Genomic DNA, 17,903 nt, shown 5'->3' with positions numbered 1-17,903 from the left:
CTTTTGGCACGCTGTTGAGTTCTCAAGGAACGGACGCTTCCTTCGGTCCCGTCTCCGGGTCCCTCCGGGCTTTCCCTTCGGTCTTGCTGTCTTGCATTTCCGACTCTATCAGAACCTTTCGGCGCCTGATTCCCAGTCAGCGGGAGTTGCTTTCAGATATCCGCTTTCGCGTTTCTCTTTCGGCGAATCCGACTTTATCAGAGATTCTGAGTCGGAATTCCCACCCGGTCCGGTACTCGACTCCCGGCAAGTGTCTGCCTCGGCGCTCCCGTTCAGGTGGAGCCGTAAACCTACTGGAGCGGGGCCCCCGAAGCAAATCGGGGGCCCCGCTCCAGTGTTGAGGTCGACCCCGAGGTCAGACCTCGACGACCACAGGCAGGATCATCGGGCGCCGGCGATAGGTGTCGGAGACCCACTTGCCCACCGATCGCCGCACCAGCTGCTGGAGTTGGTGGGGCTCGGCGACGCCGTCCGATGCCGACTTCCCGATGATCTCCTCGATCTTCGGGATGACGGCGGCGAACGCGGAGTCCTCGATGCCGGAGCCTCGCGCCTGGATGTGCGGGCCGCCCACGACCTTCCCGGTCGTCGAATCCACCACCAGGAACACGGAGATGATGCCCTCGTCGCCCAGGATGCGGCGGTCCTTGAGGGAGGTCTCGGTCACGTCGCCGACCGAGAGCCCGTCGACGTACACGTAACCCGCCTGGACCTTGCCGACGATTCTGGCCTTGCCGTCGACCAGGTCGACGACCACTCCGTCCTCGGCGATGACGATGTGGTCCTTGGGGACCCCGGTCAGCGCGCCGAGTTCGGCGTTGGCGCGCAGATGGCGCCATTCGCCGTGCACCGGCATGAGGTTCTTCGGCTTGCAGATGTTGTAGAAGTACAGGAGCTCGCCGGCCGAGGCGTGGCCCGAGACGTGGACCTTGGCGTTGCCCTTGTGGACGACGTTCGCGCCCCAGCGGGTCAGGCCGTTGATCACGCGGTAGACCGCGTTCTCGTTGCCCGGGATGAGGGACGACGCCAGGATCACCGTGTCGCCGGGGACGATCCGGATCTGGTGGTCGCGGTTGGCCATGCGCGAGAGCGCGGCCATCGGCTCACCCTGGGAGCCGGTGCAGACGAGGACGACCTCGCTGTCCGGCAGGTCGTCGAGCGTCTTGACGTCGACGACGAGGCCGGCCGGGACCTTGAGGTAACCCAGGTCCCGGGCGATTCCCATGTTCCTGACCATCGAGCGGCCGACGAACGCGACTCTGCGGCCGTACTCGTGGGCCGCGTCGAGGATCTGCTGGATGCGGTGGACGTGGCTGGCGAAGCTCGCCACGATGATCCGCTTCTGGGCGCTGCCGAAGACCTGCCGCAGGACGTTCGAGATGTCCCGCTCGGGCGGGACGAAGCCCGGCACCTCGGCATTGGTCGAGTCGGAGAGCAGCAGATCGATGCCCTCCTCGCCGAGTCTGGCGAAGGTCGGCAGGTCGGTCAGCCGACGGTCCAGCGGGAGCTGGTCCATCTTGAAGTCGCCGGTGTGGACCACCATTCCCGCGGGGGTGCGGATGGCGACGGCCAGCGCGTCCGGGATCGAGTGGTTCACCGCGACGAACTCACAGTCGAACGGGCCGATGCGCTCGCGATGGCCCTCGGTCACTTCGAGGGTGTACGGACGGATCCGGTGCTCCTGGAGCTTGGCCTCGATCAGGGCGAGGGTCAGCTTGGAGCCGATGAGGGGGATGTCCGCCTTCAGCCGGAGCAGGAAGGGGACACCACCGATGTGGTCCTCGTGGCCGTGCGTGAGGACGATCCCCTCGATGTCGTCGAGGCGATCACGGATGGTGGTGAAGTCCGGCAGGATCAGATCGATACCCGGCTGTTCCTCTTCGGGGAAGAGGACGCCGCAGTCGACGATCAGCAGCCGGCCGTTGTATTCGAAGACCGTCATGTTGCGGCCGATTTCGCCGAGGCCACCGAGCGGGGTGACGCGCAGGCCACCCTTGGGCAGCTTCGGCGGTGCGCCGAGTTCGGGATGCGGATGACTCAAAAGACTCTCCTCACCACACGCGCCACGTACCGGTGAGGCACGTGGCGCGCATGACATTCGTGCACTTGCTGTTGCACTTGCTTGTTGTCCGAGTGGGGCGGAATGCCCTGCACTTTCGGTGTTCGGTTATTCAGTTGTGAAGTTCGATATTTTCGATATTCATGAAACCTGGTCCATGAATCGTGTTCGTGAAGGCGATGCCTCAATCAGAGCTCTACCCCGCCGGCCGCGAGATCGATCTTGAGCTGTGCCGTCTCGTGCTCCGTGAGCTCGACGAGCGGGAGGCGCAGCGGGCCGGCCGGCAGCTGTTGCAGGGTGAGCGCCGCCTTGGTGGTGATGACTCCCTGCGTACGGAACATGCCGGTGAAGACGGGGAGCAGCTTCTGGTGGATCTCCGTGGCCTTCTGGACGTCACCGGAGACGTGCGCGTCGAGCATGGCGCGCAGTTCCGGTGTGACCACGTGGCCGACGACGGAGACGAAGCCGATGGCGCCGACCGCCAGGAGCGGCAGGTTGAGCATGTCGTCGCCCGAGTACCAGGGGAGGCCGCTCTGCGCGATGACCCAGCTGGCCCGGCCGAGGTCGCCCTTGGCGTCCTTGTTGGCGACGATACGCGGGTGCTGGGCGAGACGGATGAGTGTCTCGGTGTCGATGGGAACGCCGCTTCGGCCCGGGATGTCGTACAGCATCACCGGCAGCCCGGTGGCGTCGGCGATGGCCGTGAAGTGCTGGAAGAGGCCTTCCTGCGGGGGCTTGTTGTAGTACGGGGTCACCGCGAGCAGGCCGTGCGCGCCGGTGCGTTCGGCGGTGCGGGCGAGCTCGAGGCTGTGCCGGGTGTCGTTCGTGCCGATGCCGGCCACGACATGTGCCCGGTCTCCGACCGCCTCGAGGACCGCCCGTACGAGCTGATCTTTCTCCGCGTCGCTGGTGGTCGGGGACTCGCCGGTGGTCCCGTTGATGATCAGGCCGTCGTTGCCTGCGTCCACCAGATGGGAGGCGAGTCGCTGGGCGCCGTCGAGATCGAGTGCGCCGTCCGCCGTGAAGGGCGTGACCATGGCGGTGAGGACCCGCCCGAAGGGGGTCTGCGGAGTGGAGATCGGAGCCATGGGTAACACGCTACTCGTTGCTCGGCTCGGCGTGTCCCCTCGGGGGCACGCGGGCAGGTCGTGGGCCCGCGGTGCGGGCGCGGGCTCTGGGCGTGACGGGAGCCGTGGAGCTGCCCGTGACTCGCGGTAATGACTCCCCCTGAGGGGCGGTGTACGGAGCCCGGCACTGACTGCTCGGGGGTTCAGGCAGTGCCGGGTCCGTCTGATCAGCCTAGATGAACTTCTCGAAACGCCGCAATCCGGACACTTCGCTCTCCGGTGGCACATCTGTGCGCAACGACAGCCCTGCGGGGACGCTGCGCCGGGCGACGGCGCGCTACGGCGCCACCCTGCCGTTGCCGTTGAAGGCGGCGTGCGTGAGCGGCATGAGCCGCGCCCACTGCTCCTCCATCTTCTCGCCGACCATCTCGATCTCCCGCTGCGGGAAGGACGGGACCTTCGCCGCCTCGTGCTGGGTGCGCAGCCCGAGGAAGTGCATCAGCGAGCGTGCGTTGCACGTCGCGTACATCGACGAGTAGAGGCCCACCGGCAGCACCGCGCGGGCCACCTCGCGGGCGACACCGGCCGCCAGCATCTCCTGGTACGCGTCGTACGCCTGGCGGTACGACTCCGTCATCGCGCGCTCGGTGAGGTCCTGCTGCTCCTGGGTGCCGTCGACGAAGACGTACTTGCCGGGGCGGCCCTCCTGGACCAGCTTGCGCGAGGTGTCGGGGACGTAGAAGACGGGCTGGAGCTCCCGGTAACGCCCGGATTCCTCGTTGTAGGACCAGCCGACCCGGTGCCGCATGAATTCGCGGAAGACGAAGATCGGGGCGCTGATGAAGAAGGTCATCGAGTTGTGCTCGAAGGGGCTGCCGTGGCGGTCGCGCATCAAGAAATTGATGAGCCCCTTGGAGCGCTCGGGGTCCTTGGAGAGCTCCTCCAGGGACTGCTCGCCCGCGGTGGAGACGCGAGCGGCCCACAGGACGTCCGAGTCGCCCGCGCTGTGCTTCACCAGGTCGACGGTCACCTCACTGCGGAAGCTGGGCTTGGTCTCGGCGGGGGTCTCGCTCACCGGCGGGGTCCTTCCTGTCACGTCTCACGGGCGGCGCCCACTCTACGACCAGGCACTCAGGGCACTGCCGACGACTCCGGTCACACGCGGCACCGTACGAGTGGACGTCGCCGACGCGCGTCCGCGGGTCGTGCTGTTGTTCGTCAATTCGGCGAAATCGGGCACCAAATGACCGTTCCACGCGTCTGACTCAGTAGCGGCACCGGGTCACTTCGCCCGCCGCCTCCCCGACCTTCACTCGTACCACCGCAAGGAGTTCTCCCCCCATGTTCCGCCGGCGTGAAGCCGTCCCGTTCGCATTCGTCGCCGAGGCCGACCGCTTCCGCAGTAACGTCACTCCGCCTCCCAGGCAGCGAGTCAGCCGGTCCGAGCTGATGAGTCGCACACTCGTCGGGCTCGTTATCGCCGCCGGGCTCGCGGGTTCGCTGCTGTTCGGGCTGCCGTCCCTCGAATCGGGCCGGTCCTCCGGACAGGCGCAGCAGCCCGAGGCGTCCCAGGGCCGCTGACCCGTCCGGCCCCCCTGAGTGGTCCTGCCCCGGTGCTCCTCGATAACCTCAGCCAGCACCGCCCGATCGAGCGTGCTTGTGAGTGAGGATCAGTCGTGCCCCTGCCCTTCCTGACGGCCGACCGTGCGTTTGACGCGACCAGCGACGATGTCGCGCTCCCGTTCGACGACCACGACAGCTGGCGTCGCCCGTACCGTCCGGGACCGTGGCGGGTGGGCGCGTCCGCGCTGCTCCTGCTGCTCGCCTCGTTCGTGCTTCTCGCGACGATGATCATCGCGTTCGCCGGGGCGGCGTCCGGCGCCGCCGTGTGCCTCGGCATCGCGCTGGTGATGATCGCCGCCGCGCTGCGACTGCTGCGGGTGGGCGCGTGGGTCAGCCGGCACGGCGTACGGCGCGTGGGGCTGCTCATGACCAAGACCGTGCCGTGGAAAGAGGCCGTGGAGGTCCGTACGGCGCAGCAGCCGGTGCGCTGGCTGGGGCTGCCGCGGACGGTGCAGGGGCAGGCGCTCCTGCTCGTACTCCGTGACGGCGAGAAGCGGCTGCTGCTCACGGATCACAACGCGGACTTCCTGTCGCGCCCCGAGGCCTTCGACCGGGCGGCGGACAGCGTCGAGGCGTGGGGCGACGAGTACCGGCGCGTCTGAACCGGCGCACCGTGGTCGCGAGTTGACCGAACGGGCGCCGAGCTGACGTCTCGAACCGGGTGGAACCCGAGTGTGCGGATCGCGCCGGGTCGGTCGGCGTGTTGGAGTCGATCGACCGGGCTCGCCGTCGCGACGTCCTTCGACGTCGCGGGCATTCTCGGCTCAGTCGGGCGTCACTCCGCGGCCGTCACGGGGCTCGCCCCGTGGAGCGCGATGGCGCGCCGCATCGCCTCGCGGGCCCGGGGAGTGTCACCGGCGTCGCGGTAGGCGACCGCGAGGCGGAACCAGCAGCGCCAGTCCCCCGGAGTGTCCTCGGTCTCGGCGCGGCGGGCGGCGAACACGGCGTCCGCCGATGCCCGGTCGACGCGGCCGCTCGCGGTGCGCACCAGCTCGTCGACCGGCAGGCCGCCCTCGGCGTCCAGCTCGGCGGCGAGCCGGTTGGCCCGCTGTACGAACCGGGTGTTCTGCCAGAGGAACCAGGCCCCGATGACCGGCAGCACCAGCACCGCGATCCCGAACGCGACGCTCAGCGGCGTACCGATGCCGATGAGTGCGACGCCACGGCCGCCGGCCAGGACGAAGAAGCCGACGAGGACGGCGGACATGACGAAGTACATGATCTTGGCGCGCACGGTGGTCAGTCCGGCAGGTTCAGATCGAGGAAGTGTTCCAGGCCGAAGGTGAGGCCCGGTGTACGGACCACCCGGCGGACGCCGAGGAGGATCCCCGGCATGAAGCTGCTGTGGTGCAGGGAGTCGTGGCGGATGGTGAGGGTCTCCCCCTCGCCGCCGAGCAGGACCTCCTGGTGGGCGAGCAGTCCTCGGAGCCGTACGGAGTGCACCCGGACCCCGTCGACGTCCGCGCCGCGCGCCCCGTCCAGCGCCGTGACCGTGGCGTCGGGCTGGGGCGCGGAGCCGGCCTCGGCGCGGGCGGCTGCGATCAGCTGGGCGGTGCGGGCGGCGGTGCCCGACGGGGCGTCGGCCTTGTTGGGATGGTGGAGTTCGACGACTTCGGCGGACTCGAAGTAACGGGCCGCCGCCTGGGCGAACTTCATGGTGAGGACGGCTCCGATGGAGAAGTTGGGCGCGATGAGCACGCCCGTCTCCGGGGAGCCCGCCAGCACCGTCTCCAGCTGTGCCAGGCGGTCGTCGGTCCAGCCGGTGGTGCCGACGACGGCGTGGACGCCGTGGCGTACGAGGAAGTCGAGGTTGCCCATCACCGCGGTGGGAGTGGTCAGTTCGACGGCGACCTGGGCGCCCGTGTCGACGAGGGTCTCCAGTTTGTCGCCGCGTCCGAGGGCCGCGACCAGTTCCATGTCGTCGGCGGCCTCGACGGCCCGTACGGCCTCGGAGCCGATCCGGCCGTTGGCGCCGAGAACGGCCACCCGCAGTTTGGTGCTCATCGCATCGCTTCCTTAGGAGGCTGGGAGGACGGGGGTCAGGCGACCGCTTCGTCGAGACGGTCGGCCTGCTTGTCCTTGAGGGGCCCGATGACCGACAGAGAGGGTCGCTGTCCCAGTACGTCGCGTGCCACGGCGCGCACGTCGTCGGGAGTGACGGCGGCTATCCGCGCGAGCATGTCGTCCACGGACATCTGGGTGCCCCAGCACAGCTCGCTCTTGCCGATGCGGTTCATCAGCGCGCCGGTGTCCTCCAGACCGAGGACGGTGGAGCCGGAGAGCTGCCCGACGGCGCGGCCGATCTCCTCGTCGCCGAGTCCTTCGGACGCGACCTGGTCCAGCCCGTCGCGGCAGATCTTCAGCACGTCGTGTACCTGGCTGGGGCGGCAGCCCGCGTAGATGCCGAAGAGACCGCAGTCGGCGAAGCCGGAGGTGTACGAGTACACGCTGTAGGCGAGGCCGCGCTTCTCCCGTACCTCCTGGAAGAGCCGGGAGCTCATACCGCCGCCGAGGGCCGTGCTGAGAACCCCCAGGGCCCACCGGCGCTCGTCGGTGCGGGAGAGGCCCGGCATGCCGAGGACGATGTGGGCCTGCTCCGTCTTGCGGTTCAGCAGCTCGACGCGGCCGGCCGTGCGCAGGTCGCGGCGGCCCTCGCGCGGGGCGACCGGGACGGCGTCCGTACGGGAGAGGGCGCCGGCCTTCTCGAAGGCGCGGCGTACCTGCCGTACGACGGTGGCGTGGTCGACGTTGCCCGCGGCGGCGACGACCAGGTGCGTCGGGTCGTAGTGCTTCTTGTAGAAGCGGGCGATCCGGCCGCGGTCCAGGGCGTTGACGGTGTCGACGGTGCCCAGGACGGGGCGGCCGAGGGGGGTGTCACCGAGCATGGTGTGCGAGAAGAGGTCGTGTACGCAGTCGCCCGGGTCGTCCTCGGTCATGGCGATCTCTTCGAGGATGACGCCGCGCTCGGCGTCGACGTCCTCGGCCTCGATGAGCGAGCCCGTGAGCATGTCGCACACGACGTCGATGGCGAGGGGGAGATCGGTGTCGAGCACGCGCGCGTAGTAGCAGGTGTACTCCTTCGCCGTGAAGGCGTTCATCTCGCCGCCGACCGCGTCTATGGCGGAGGAGATGTCGAGGGCGCTGCGCTTCTTGGTGCCCTTGAAGAGGAGGTGTTCCAGATAGTGCGTGGCGCCGTTGAGCGTGGGCGTCTCGTCGCGTGAGCCGACCTGTACCCAGATGCCGAAGGTCGCCGACCGTACGGACGGCAGGGTCTCGGTGACGACGCGCAGGCCGCCGGGGAGGGTCGTGCGGCGGACGGTGCCGATGCCGTTCTGCCCCTCCAGGAGGGTTTGGGTACGGGCGACGGCCCGTACCTCCGAGGAGGTGCGGGCCGTCGTCGTGGAACTACGAAACGTCACTGGGAGGCTTCGTCCTTCTGGTCGTCCTGCTGGTCGTTCTTCTCTTCGTCCTCGCCCTCGATCACGGGGATCAGGGAGAGCTTGCCGCGCTGATCGATCTCGGCGATCTCGACCTGGACCTTCTGGCCGACACCGAGGACGTCCTCGACGTTCTCGACGCGCTTGCCGCCGGCGAGCTTGCGGATCTGCGAGATGTGCAGCAGACCGTCCTTGCCGGGGAGCAGCGACACGAACGCACCGAAGGTGGTGGTCTTGACGACCGTGCCCAGGTAGCGCTCGCCGACCTCCGGCATGGTCGGGTTGGCGATGCCGTTGATCGTGGCGCGGGCGGCCTCGGCGGCCGGTCCGTCGGCGGCACCGATGTAGATGGTGCCGTCGTCCTCGATCGTGATGTCGGCGCCGGTGTCCTCCTGGATCTGGTTGATCATCTTGCCCTTGGGGCCGATGACCTCACCGATCTTGTCCACGGGGATCTTGACGGTGATGATCCGCGGGGCGTTCGGGGACATCTCGTCCGGGACGTCGATGGCCTCGTTCATCACATCGAGGATGTGGAGGCGGGCGTCGCGGGCCTGCTTCAGCGCGGCGGCCAGGACCGAGGCGGGGATGCCGTCGAGCTTGGTGTCGAGCTGGAGCGCGGTGACGAACGTCTTCGTACCGGCGACCTTGAAGTCCATGTCGCCGAAGGCGTCCTCCGCACCGAGGATGTCGGTGAGGGCGACGTAGTGCGTCTTGCCGTCGATCTCCTGGGAGATCAGGCCCATGGCGATACCGGCGACGGGGGCCTTGAGGGGCACACCGGCGTTCAGCAGCGACATGGTGGAGGCGCAGACCGAGCCCATGGACGTCGAGCCGTTGGAGCCCAGCGCCTCGGAGACCTGGCGGATCGCGTAGGGGAACTCCTCGCGCGTCGGCAGCACCGGCATGATGGCGCGCTCGGCGAGCGCTCCGTGGCCGATCTCGCGGCGCTTCGGCGAACCGACGCGGCCGGTCTCACCGACGGAGTACGGCGGGAAGTTGTAGTTGTGCATGTAGCGCTTGCGGGTCACCGGCGAGAGGGTGTCCAACTGCTGCTCCATGCGGAGCATGTTGAGGGTGGTGACGCCCAGGATCTGGGTCTCGCCACGCTCGAACAGCGCGGAACCGTGCACGCGCGGGATGGCCTCGACCTCGGCGGCGAGCGTACGGATGTCCGTGACGCCGCGGCCGTCGATGCGGACCTTGTCCTTGATGACGCGCTCGCGGACCAGGGACTTCGTCAGCGCGCGGTACGCACCGGAGATCTCCTTCTCGCGGCCCTCGAACTGCGGGAGCAGCTTCTCGGCGGCGAGCTCCTTGACGCGGTCCAGCTCGGTCTCGCGGTCCTGCTTGCCGGCGATGGTGAGCGCCTGCGACAGCTCGCTCTTCACGGCGGCGGTGAGGGCCTCCAGGACGTCGTCCTGGTAGTCGAGGAAGACCGGGAACTCGCCGGTGGGCTTGGCGGCCTTGGCGGCGAGGTCGGCCTGGGCCTTGCAGAGCGCCTTGATGAAGGGCTTCGCGGCTTCCAGACCGGCGGCGACGATCTCCTCGGTGGGAGCGTCGGCGCCGTCGGCGACGAGCTGGATGGTCTTCGTGGTGGCCTCGGCCTCGACCATCATGATCGCGACGTCGCCGTCCTCCAGGACGCGGCCGGCGACCACCATGTCGAAGACGGCGTCCTCGAGCTCGGTGTGCGTCGGGAACGCGACCCACTGGCCCTTGATCAGGGCGACACGGGTGCCGCCGATCGGGCCGGAGAAGGGCAGGCCGGCCAGCTGCGTGGAGCAGGAGGCGGCGTTGATCGCGACCACGTCGTACAGGTGGTCGGGGTTGAGCGCCATGATCGTCTCGACGATCTGGATCTCGTTGCGCAGGCCCTTCTTGAAGGAGGGGCGCAGCGGCCGGTCGATGAGGCGGCAGGTGAGGATCGCGTCCTCGGAGGGCCGGCCCTCGCGGCGGAAGAACGAGCCGGGGATCTTGCCGGCCGCGTACTGCCGCTCCTCGACGTCCACCGTGAGGGGGAAGAAGTCGAGCTGGTCCTTGGGCTTCTTGGAAGCGGTCGTGGCCGACAGCACCATGGTGTCGTCGTCCAGATACGCGACGGCGGAGCCGGCGGCCTGCCTGGCCAGACGGCCCGTCTCGAAGCGGATGGTGCGGGTGCCGAACGTGCCGTTGTCGATAACGGCCTCGGCGTAGTGGGTCTCGTTCTCCACCAGTGGTTCTCCATACTCGTCGTTTGTCGTCTTTCGTCCCGCGCCCGTGTGGCGGGGGACAGGCGGAGAAGCGCTCCGTGGTGCGGGCCGGTCTTCGATCGAAGCTCCCGGGGCGGCGGCGTCGGCCGCGGGCGGCGTTCGCCGCGCCGTTCCGGGGGCCACTACCGAGGACCGGCGGCGGCGGAGGGGCGCTTCCCCTCGTCAGTGGGTGGTGCCTTCTGTCATGCGGGGTGGTGCTGATCGTGCTCGTGGTGCTGGTGTTCCGTCACTGCTTCTCAGCGGTGTCCGGGAGCTGTGCTCCTGCGAACAGGTTACTGAGCTTCGTGCGTATACGGCGAAGGGAGCGGTTCCCGGTGTGTGGGAACCGCTCCCTTCACGGCGTGCTACTTGGCGCCGCCGGCCGCACCGCGGCGGATGCCCAGGCGGTCGACCAGCGCACGGAAGCGCTGGATGTCCTTCTTCGCCAGGTACTGCAGCAGGCGGCGGCGCTGGCCGACCAGGATGAGCAGACCGCGGCGGGAGTGGTGGTCGTGCTTGTGCGTCTTCAGGTGCTCGGTCAGGTCCGAGATGCGGCGCGAGAGCATCGCGACCTGGACCTCGGGGGAGCCGGTGTCGCCTTCCTTGGTGGCGAACTCCGACATGATCTGCTTCTTCGTAGCGGCGGCAAGCGGCACGCGTACTCCTCGTGGGTCTTCGTGGCCATCGAGTGCCCCAGGTCGAATTCGCTGGGGATCTTCGGTTACTCGGGTGGCGGGGATGAGCTGCCGTTGTTGACGGGGTCGCTGTTTCCGGACAGACCGGAACGCGTACACAAACGGCCGTCACACAGCGTACCAGCCAGTCAGGACGTCAACGCACGGATGGAGTGGTAGACGTCGAACACCGCGAGGCACAGCGGGACGACCGTCAGTAGTACGAAGGACTCGGCGATCTCCAGGAAGCGGCCCCAGAACGGGGTGACGCCCTTGCGCGGGACGATCAGCCCTATGGCGATGATCAGTGCGGCGATCCCGGCGATGGCGGCGGTCAGCCAGACCGTACGGATGTCGAGGCCCGCGCCGTCACCGCGCAGGGCCTCGCGGATCAGCCCCTCCGGGGGGTTGAGGCACAGACCGAGTCCCAGCAGGACGAGGGCGCCGAGACCGGCGGCGAGGGCGCAGCCGACCTGTGCCGTGTAGCTGAAGAGGTGGGCGCGCATCAGCATGGCGACGCCGGTGGCGAGGGCGAGGAGCTGGCCCCACACACCGTCGGAGAAGCCGAGTACGGCGGCGGCGCCGACGGCCACCAGCGCGCAGCCGCCGACCAGGCCGACGAGCAGTTCGTGGCCGCGCCGGGCCTGGGCGGCGATGCGCTCGGGGTCGACGGGCGCGGGGGGCGCGGGGTCGGTTCCGTAGTCCCCGGCGGCGGTACGGGGCGGCTCGAACCCGATGGGGAGCCGGGCGAAGCGGGTGGAGAGGCCGGGCAGGAAGGCCAGTGTTCCTACGGAGAGCGCGGCGCACACGGCGGCGGTCTCGGCGGGCGCCATGTCGGTCGTGATGGCGATGAACGTCACCAGGAGGCCGACGGTGGAGGCGAAGACGAACGCGACGAAGGGGCTGTCGCCGGCGGGGGTGACGATCACCAGGATCACCGAGGCGACCAGTACGGCGGCGCAGGCGAGCAGGAACTGGAGTCTGCCGATGCCCTGTCCGTCCGCGAAGGGCAACAGTCCGGATCCGGCGACGGCGGCGTTGGCCATCGAGCCGATACCGAGCGCGACGGACGAGCCGCGGTCGTCGTACACCCGGGCCCGTACACCGGCGAGGGCGAGCAGCAGGACGGCGGTGACGCCGGCCAGGATGCCCGGAAGGCCGTGTGTGTCGTGGCGGGGGTCGGCGGTCCACAGCACGAAGGCGAGCAGCGTCAGCAGGACGGAGCCGCCGAGGAGACCGGCGCCGCGCATCGCGCTGTCGGTCCACAGGGTGCGGTCGCGGGCGACCGCGGACGCGACGGCGTCCGAGACGTCGTCGAAGACAGCCGGGGGCAGGGATTCGGCGAAGGGCCGCAGCGACAGCAGTTCGCCGTCGAGGATGCGCTGGGAGGCCAGGGAGCGGGCACTGTCGAGGACGGTGCCGTCGCGGCGTACCAGGTGGTACCCGACGGGGGCGCCCGCCTCGGGGCTCTGACCGGACAGCCGCAGGATCTCCGGGTGGAGGTCGGCCACGGGAATGTCCTCGGGCAGTGCCACGTCGATGCGGCCGTCCGGGGCGACAACGGTGATCCGGCAGAAGCCGGTCCCACCGCTGGACGGGGCCGGTGCGCCCGGTTGACCGGTGCCGGTGGCCGCCGCTTGGGCCGTCATACTCACGTGCTGCATCCCCCTCGTGGTTCCCATGCGCCCGATGCCCGCGTTGCACTCTGAATGACCCGTTTTTTTGCGGAAGTTCATCGCTGCGCAAACGCGTCCGGTCACCCTACCGCCGGGCGGTGGGCACCCACGCAAGTAGGATCCTTGCCCGCGGATGGAGGCCCGTCGCCACGGGGGCGCCGGTGGGAACTTTTCCGTCCGGCAAGGGAATTGGTGAGCAGTGAGTCAGATCGTCGTCAAGCGCCCGCCGCGGGCTCTGCCCGCCGACGTACCCGGCGAGCAGATGCAGGTGCAACCCCCTCCGCCGCTGCCCAGAGGGCAGCAGGAGGGCGCGCTCATGCAGTTGCTCCCGATGCTGGGCATGGGCGGTTCGGTCGTCTTCTTCTTCATGACGCCGAATCCGATCATGCGCATCATGGGCATGGTGATGATCGCCTCGACGATCGCCATGGCCATCGCGATGCTGGTGCGGCACCGGCGCGGAACGCAGGGCGAACTCGCCGACATGCGGCGTGACTATCTCAAGTACCTGACGCAGACGCGGCGTACGGTGCTGCGGACCGCGCATCTGCAACGGGACGCGCAGTACTACCTCCACCCGTCGCCGGAGCAGTTGTGGGCGCTGGTCGCCGAGGGCAGCCGGGTGTGGGAACGGCGGGTCGCCGACGACGACTTCGGGCAGGTACGTATCGGGCTGGGCAGTCAACAGCTCGCCACCCCGCTCATCGCCCCCGAAACCGCCCCCGTGGACGAGCTGGAGCCGTTGACCGCCGGGGCGATGCAGCAGTTCCTCAACGCGCACAGCGTGCTGGACGGTCTGCCGATGGCCGTCTCGCTGCGCGCCTTCTACCACCTGACCGTCACCGGCGAGGCCGAGTCGGTGCGCTCCACGGCGCGCGCGATGGTCGGTTCGCTCGCCTCGCTGCACTCCCCCGAGGACCTGGTCATCGCCGTCGTCACCGGACGGGGCGCGGCGTCGGGGTGGGAGTGGACGAAGTGGCTGCCGCACGTACAGGCGCAGGGCCCCGGCGACGGGGCGGGCAGCCGCCGGCTGATCACCTCCGACGTGCGGGAGCTGGAGGAGATGCTGGCGGGGCGGCTGGAGGGCCGTCCGCGCTTCCAGCCCGGCGGGCATCCGCTGCTGGACCAGCCGCACATCGTCGTCGTCCTGGACGGCCTGTCGCTGCCCCCCGTGTCGGCGCTGGCGGCGCCCGAGGGGTTGCAGGGTGTGACGGTCGTCGAGGTCGTACCGGGCGAGGTCACCGGGGCGCGCGGCAGCCTGGCCGTGGTGGTGCATCCCGACTCGCTGCGGCTGGAGTCGGGGCACGGCATGGTGTACGACGGGGAGCCCGACCGGCTGAGCCTGGAGGCCGCCGAGGCGCTGGCCCGTCAGCTCGCACCGCTCCGCGCCGCGACGGGTGGTGACGACGACGACGAACCGCTGCTCGCCAACCTCGACTTCACCGATCTGCTGAACCTCGGGGACGCGGCGTCCGTCGACGTCACCCGCACATGGCGACCCCGTTCGCAGGCGGAGCGGCTGCGTGTGCCCATCGGTGTCGGTGAGGACGGCGCGCCCGTCATGCTGGACCTGAAGGAGGCGGCGCAGGAGGGCATGGGGCCGCACGGTCTGTGCGTCGGCGCCACCGGCTCCGGCAAGTCCGAACTGCTGCGCACGCTGGTGCTGGGCCTCGCCGTCACGCACTCCTCGGAGACGCTGAACTTCGTCCTCGCGGACTTCAAGGGTGGTGCCACCTTCGCCGGCATGTCGCAGATGCCGCACGTCGCGGCGGTGATCACCAACCTCGCGGACGACCTCACACTGGTCGACCGCATGGGTGACTCGATCCGGGGCGAGCTGAACCGCCGTCAGGAGATGCTGCGCGACGCGGGCAACTACGCCAACATCCACGACTACGAGAAGGCGCGCGCGGCGGGGTCACCGTTGCAGCCCATCCCGTCGCTGGTGCTGGTCATCGACGAGTTCAGCGAACTCCTGACAGCGATGCCCGACTTCATCGAGATGTTCGTCCAGATCGGGCGCATCGGGCGTTCGCTGGGTGTCCATCTCCTGCTGGCGTCGCAGCGGTTGGAGGAGGGCCGGCTGCGCGGGCTGGAGACGTACCTCTCGTACCGCGTGGGTCTGCGTACCTTCTCGGCCGCGGAGTCCCGTGCCGCGCTGGGTGTGCCGGACGCGTACCAGCTGCCGAACGTGCCCGGTTCCGGGTATCTGAAGTACGGCACCGACGAAATGGTGCGGTTCAAGGCCGCGTACGTCTCCGGGGTGTACCGGGCGAACGCGCAGGCGGTCGCGGGCACCGGGGGGCCGCTCCCGGTCGACCGCAGGCCCGTGCCGTTCACCGCGGCGCCGGTGCCGGTGCACTACGTACAGCCGACCACCCGGCCCGCCGTACCGGACGCGCGCACCAGCCCCGAGGACGACGCGCTGGCCGACACGGTGCTCGACGTGATCGTGCGCCGGCTGGAAGGGCGCGGCGCCGAGGCGCACCAGGTGTGGCTGCCGCCGCTGGACAACCCGCCGTCGCTGGACGAGCTGTTGCCGGGGCTGTCGAACGTGGAGGGGCGCGGGCTCACCCAGCCCGGCTTCGAGGGAGCGGGGCGCCTCGTCGTACCGCTGGGCGTCGTCGACAAGCCGTACGAGCAGCGGCGCGACACCCTGTACCGGGACTTCTCCGGTGCGGCGGGCCACATGCAGATCGTCGGCGGGCCGCAGTCCGGCAAGTCGACGCTGCTGCGCACGCTCATCGCGGGGTTCGCGCTGACGCACACGCCGCAGGAAGTGCAGTTCTACGGGCTGGACTTCGGAGGCGGCGGCATGTCGTCGGTCGCGGGGCTGCCGCACGTCGGCGGGGTGGCGTCGCGGCTCGACCCGGAGAAGGTGCGGCGTACGACGGCCGAGGTGTACGGGATCCTGGCGCGCCGCGAGGAGTACTTCCGTACGGCGGGGATCGACTCGATCAACACCTTCCGCAGGATGCGGGAACGGGGCGAGATCTCGCTCACGGACCAGCCGTGGGGCGATGTCTTCCTGATCATCGACGGATGGGGCAACTTCCGCACCGACTATGAGGCGTTGGAGCCCGCCGTGCTGGACATCGCGGCGCGCGGACTCGGTTACGGCATCCATGTGGTGCTGACGGCGTCGCGCTCGATGGAGGTGCGCGCCAACCTCAAGGACCACCTGATGAACCGGCTGGAGCTGCGCCTCGGCGACACGATGGACTCCGACCTGGACCGCAAGGCGGCCGTCAACGTACCCACCGGGGTGCCGGGCAGGGGTCTGACGCCGGAGAAGCTGCACTTCATGGCGGCGGTGCCGCGGATCGACTCCATCAACTCCGACAGCGACCTGTCGGAGGCGACGGCCGCCATGACGCAGGAGGTCGGCCGGCACTGGACGGGGCCGGGCGCCCCCGCCGTACGGCTGCTGCCGCGCGAACTGGAGGCGGCGACGCTGCCGGCGGGCGTCGAGCAGCCGAAGCGCGGCGTGGCCTTCGGAATCGACGAGAACCTGCTGGAGCCGGTCTTCGTCAACTTCGAACGCGACCCGTTCTTCCTGGTGTTCGGCGAGAGCGAGTCCGGCAAGTCGAACCTGCTGCGGCTGCTGATCAAGCAGTTGTCGGAGCGGTACGACGGGAACTCGGCCAAGTTCTTCGTCATCGACAACCGGCGCGCGCTGCTGGACGTGACGCCGCCGTCGCACCTGGCGGAGTACGTGCCGATGTCCAACAACATGGACCACCACGTGGACGCGTTGTCGGACCTGATGCGGCGTCGTACGCCGGCGGCCGACGTCACGGCGCAGCAGTTGCGCGACCGCAGCTGGTGGCGTGGGCCGACGGTGTTCGTGGTCGTCGACGACTACGACCTGGTGTCCACGTCCAGCGGCAACCCGCTCAACAAGCTCACGGAGCAGCTGCCGTTCGCGCGTGACGTGGGTGTGCGCTTCATCATCGCCCGCAGCGCGGCGGGGGCGAGCAGGGCCTCGTACGAGCCGTTCATGCAGCGGATGATGGAGCTCGGCGCGCAGGGCGTGCTGCTCTCGGGCGATCCGCAGGAGGGCGACATCCTCGGCGGCGTAAGGGCGCGTCCGATGCCGGCGGGCCGCGGCATCTTCGTCTCCCGCCAGCGCGGCAACCCGCTGGTGCAGACGGCCCTCATGCCGTCGCTGGACGAGCGGTGACGGGCGCGGGGGCGGGCGTAGGAGCGGGCCTGGGCATGGTGACGGGCCGATGACGGGGGCGGGTGTCTTCGCGGCGTTCTTCGCGGTGCTGTTCCTGGGGCTGGCGTTCGTGGACCAGCGGAAGGCGTGGTGGCGCTTCCAGGCGAGACGCTTCGACAACCCGGCGGCCCACGAACCGTCGGACGGGCTGATCCGGGGGCGGAAGCTCGCCCTGATAGGGCTGGCGCTGTTCCTGGGGTGGCAGGCGGTGGAGATGTTCCGGCCGGCGGGGATGGAGTGAGGGCCGGGCGCGGCATGAGAAGCCTGGAGATGGGCGTACGGGAGAGCTTGCCCAGGCTGAACGCGGTCGCGACGGACCGCACTTGCGTGTGATCGGCGCGCATTAATAGGTTGATCCGGAATGGTGAAATCCATCAGCGAGCACGGGGGAAGGAATCCCAGATGGCATGGGACGAATGGGACCAGCTGAAGGCGTCAGCGGCGGACAGCGGGTCGGCGCAGATGCAGCTGAACGGAATCCCGGAGGAGGACCGGCCCAACGCGGGCGGTCCGACCGGTGATCTCACCGTCGACCAGAAGGACTTGGCGGCGATCGGTGACGAGGCGTTCAAGCTGTACAACCGGCTGTGGGAAGAGGCGCGGGTCACCAGCACCGACACGGCCGGCAGTGATCTGAAGGGGCAGGGTTTCGCGCTCGGCGGCGCTCTGAGTCATGTGTCGCTGCGCTGGGACCGACAGCTCGGTTCCCTCATGGACGCGTGCGCGCTCATTTCGAACCACATGGACTTCACGAAGAAAGCACATGAGGGCGACGAAATCTTCATCGAGCGCCATGTGAGCAGCATCTCCACTCTGGATGCGGGCTTCGACGAGCAGTGGTCCCAGCCGGGTGAGAAGAACGAGGTCTACGGCGAGGGCAAGAAAGATTCGAAGGACTGAGAAGGACTAAAGGA

Annotated in this window: 14 protein-coding genes; 5 read left to right on the top strand and 9 right to left on the bottom strand. The window is 69.2% G+C overall.

Translation table 11 applies throughout. The annotated features are described in order from the left end of the window. Positions 1-355 precede the first annotated feature (355 nt). From ACFWHU_RS36775 to thyX, 3 genes are all read right to left on the bottom strand, one after another. Positions 356-2,041, bottom strand: a complete 1,686-nt coding sequence (locus tag ACFWHU_RS36775; RefSeq protein ID WP_069629446.1) for a ribonuclease J — start codon at positions 2,039-2,041, stop codon at positions 356-358. Between the two features lie 206 nt (positions 2,042-2,247). Continuing rightward, positions 2,248-3,147, bottom strand: coding sequence for a 4-hydroxy-tetrahydrodipicolinate synthase (dapA, locus tag ACFWHU_RS36770; RefSeq protein ID WP_242573893.1), 900 nt, complete (start codon positions 3,145-3,147; stop codon positions 2,248-2,250). A gap of 316 nt (positions 3,148-3,463) precedes the next feature. Next, the gene (gene thyX, locus ACFWHU_RS36765) at positions 3,464-4,201 is read right to left on the bottom strand and encodes an FAD-dependent thymidylate synthase (RefSeq protein ID WP_385802600.1); all 738 of its coding nucleotides are present in this window, start codon (positions 4,199-4,201) and stop codon (positions 3,464-3,466) included. A 266-nt stretch (positions 4,202-4,467) separates the two neighbouring features. Here thyX and ACFWHU_RS36760 point away from each other — a divergent pair, with 266 nt between their 5' ends. After that, positions 4,468-4,707, top strand: coding sequence for a hypothetical protein (locus tag ACFWHU_RS36760; protein WP_387230512.1), 240 nt, complete (start codon positions 4,468-4,470; stop codon positions 4,705-4,707). A 95-nt stretch (positions 4,708-4,802) separates the two neighbouring features. After that, on the top strand, positions 4,803-5,351 hold the full coding sequence (locus ACFWHU_RS36755; protein ID WP_385802603.1) for a hypothetical protein: 549 nt from the start codon (positions 4,803-4,805) through the stop codon (positions 5,349-5,351). A gap of 173 nt (positions 5,352-5,524) precedes the next feature. On the opposite strand, the gene ACFWHU_RS36750 is transcribed toward ACFWHU_RS36755, so the two are convergent. The 6 genes from ACFWHU_RS36750 to eccD all read right to left on the bottom strand — a co-directional run bounded on the left by ACFWHU_RS36750 (position 5,525) and on the right by eccD (position 12,740). Beyond that, positions 5,525-5,983, bottom strand: coding sequence for a hypothetical protein (locus ACFWHU_RS36750; RefSeq protein ID WP_385802605.1), 459 nt, complete (start codon positions 5,981-5,983; stop codon positions 5,525-5,527). Positions 5,984-5,988: 5 nt separating this feature from the next. Then, a complete protein-coding gene (gene dapB / locus ACFWHU_RS36745) occupies positions 5,989-6,753 on the bottom strand; it encodes a 4-hydroxy-tetrahydrodipicolinate reductase (protein WP_387230510.1) in 765 nt (254 codons plus the stop codon). A gap of 35 nt (positions 6,754-6,788) precedes the next feature. Beyond that, positions 6,789-8,168 carry a M16 family metallopeptidase gene (locus tag ACFWHU_RS36740; RefSeq protein WP_387230508.1) on the bottom strand — a complete coding sequence of 460 codons (1,380 nt, stop codon included), beginning with the start codon at positions 8,166-8,168 and terminating at the stop codon, positions 6,789-6,791. After that, a complete protein-coding gene (locus tag ACFWHU_RS36735) occupies positions 8,165-10,399 on the bottom strand; it encodes a polyribonucleotide nucleotidyltransferase (protein ID WP_078074767.1) in 2,235 nt (744 codons plus the stop codon). Before ACFWHU_RS36735 ends, ACFWHU_RS36740 begins: the two co-directional genes overlap by 4 nt. 383 nt (positions 10,400-10,782) lie before the next feature. Then, entirely contained in the window at positions 10,783-11,073 is a 291-nt protein-coding gene (rpsO, locus tag ACFWHU_RS36730) for a 30S ribosomal protein S15 (RefSeq protein WP_023538273.1), read from the bottom strand. 167 nt (positions 11,074-11,240) lie between these two features. After that, on the bottom strand, positions 11,241-12,740 hold the full coding sequence (gene eccD, locus ACFWHU_RS36725; RefSeq protein ID WP_385802684.1) for a type VII secretion integral membrane protein EccD: 1,500 nt from the start codon (positions 12,738-12,740) through the stop codon (positions 11,241-11,243). 226 nt (positions 12,741-12,966) lie between these two features. Here eccD and eccCa point away from each other — a divergent pair, with 226 nt between their 5' ends. The 3 genes from eccCa to ACFWHU_RS36710 all read left to right on the top strand — a co-directional run bounded on the left by eccCa (position 12,967) and on the right by ACFWHU_RS36710 (position 17,889). Then, on the top strand, positions 12,967-16,950 hold the full coding sequence (gene eccCa, locus ACFWHU_RS36720) for a type VII secretion protein EccCa (protein WP_387230506.1): 3,984 nt from the start codon (positions 12,967-12,969) through the stop codon (positions 16,948-16,950). 49 nt (positions 16,951-16,999) lie between these two features. Next, the gene (locus tag ACFWHU_RS36715; protein WP_387230504.1) at positions 17,000-17,230 is read left to right on the top strand and encodes a hypothetical protein; all 231 of its coding nucleotides are present in this window, start codon (positions 17,000-17,002) and stop codon (positions 17,228-17,230) included. Positions 17,231-17,391: 161 nt separating this feature from the next. Then, positions 17,392-17,889, top strand: a complete 498-nt coding sequence (locus tag ACFWHU_RS36710) for a hypothetical protein (RefSeq protein WP_385802614.1) — start codon at positions 17,392-17,394, stop codon at positions 17,887-17,889. Positions 17,890-17,903: the final 14 nt, after the last annotated feature.

Origin of the sequence: Streptomyces sp. NPDC060366 (genome assembly GCF_042725135.1) — a bacterium.
Taxonomy (GTDB): domain Bacteria; phylum Actinomycetota; class Actinomycetes; order Streptomycetales; family Streptomycetaceae; genus Streptomyces.
This window is presented reverse-complemented; position numbering and strand designations above follow the sequence as displayed.

What these genes read in the sequence shown, in the direction of transcription:
- dapA (WP_242573893.1), bottom strand. Translation starts at nt 3,147, where the DNA reads ATGGCTCCGATCTCCACTCCGCAGACCCCCTTCGGGCGGGTCCTCACC.
- ACFWHU_RS36760 (WP_387230512.1), top strand. Translation starts at nt 4,468, where the DNA reads ATGTTCCGCCGGCGTGAAGCCGTCCCGTTCGCATTCGTCGCCGAGGCC.
- dapB (WP_387230510.1), bottom strand. Translation starts at nt 6,753, where the DNA reads ATGAGCACCAAACTGCGGGTGGCCGTTCTCGGCGCCAACGGCCGGATC.
- eccD (WP_385802684.1), bottom strand. Translation starts at nt 12,740, where the DNA reads ATGACGGCCCAAGCGGCGGCCACCGGCACCGGTCAACCGGGCGCACCG.
- ACFWHU_RS36715 (WP_387230504.1), top strand. Translation starts at nt 17,000, where the DNA reads ATGACGGGGGCGGGTGTCTTCGCGGCGTTCTTCGCGGTGCTGTTCCTG.
- ACFWHU_RS36710 (WP_385802614.1), top strand. Translation starts at nt 17,392, where the DNA reads ATGGCATGGGACGAATGGGACCAGCTGAAGGCGTCAGCGGCGGACAGC.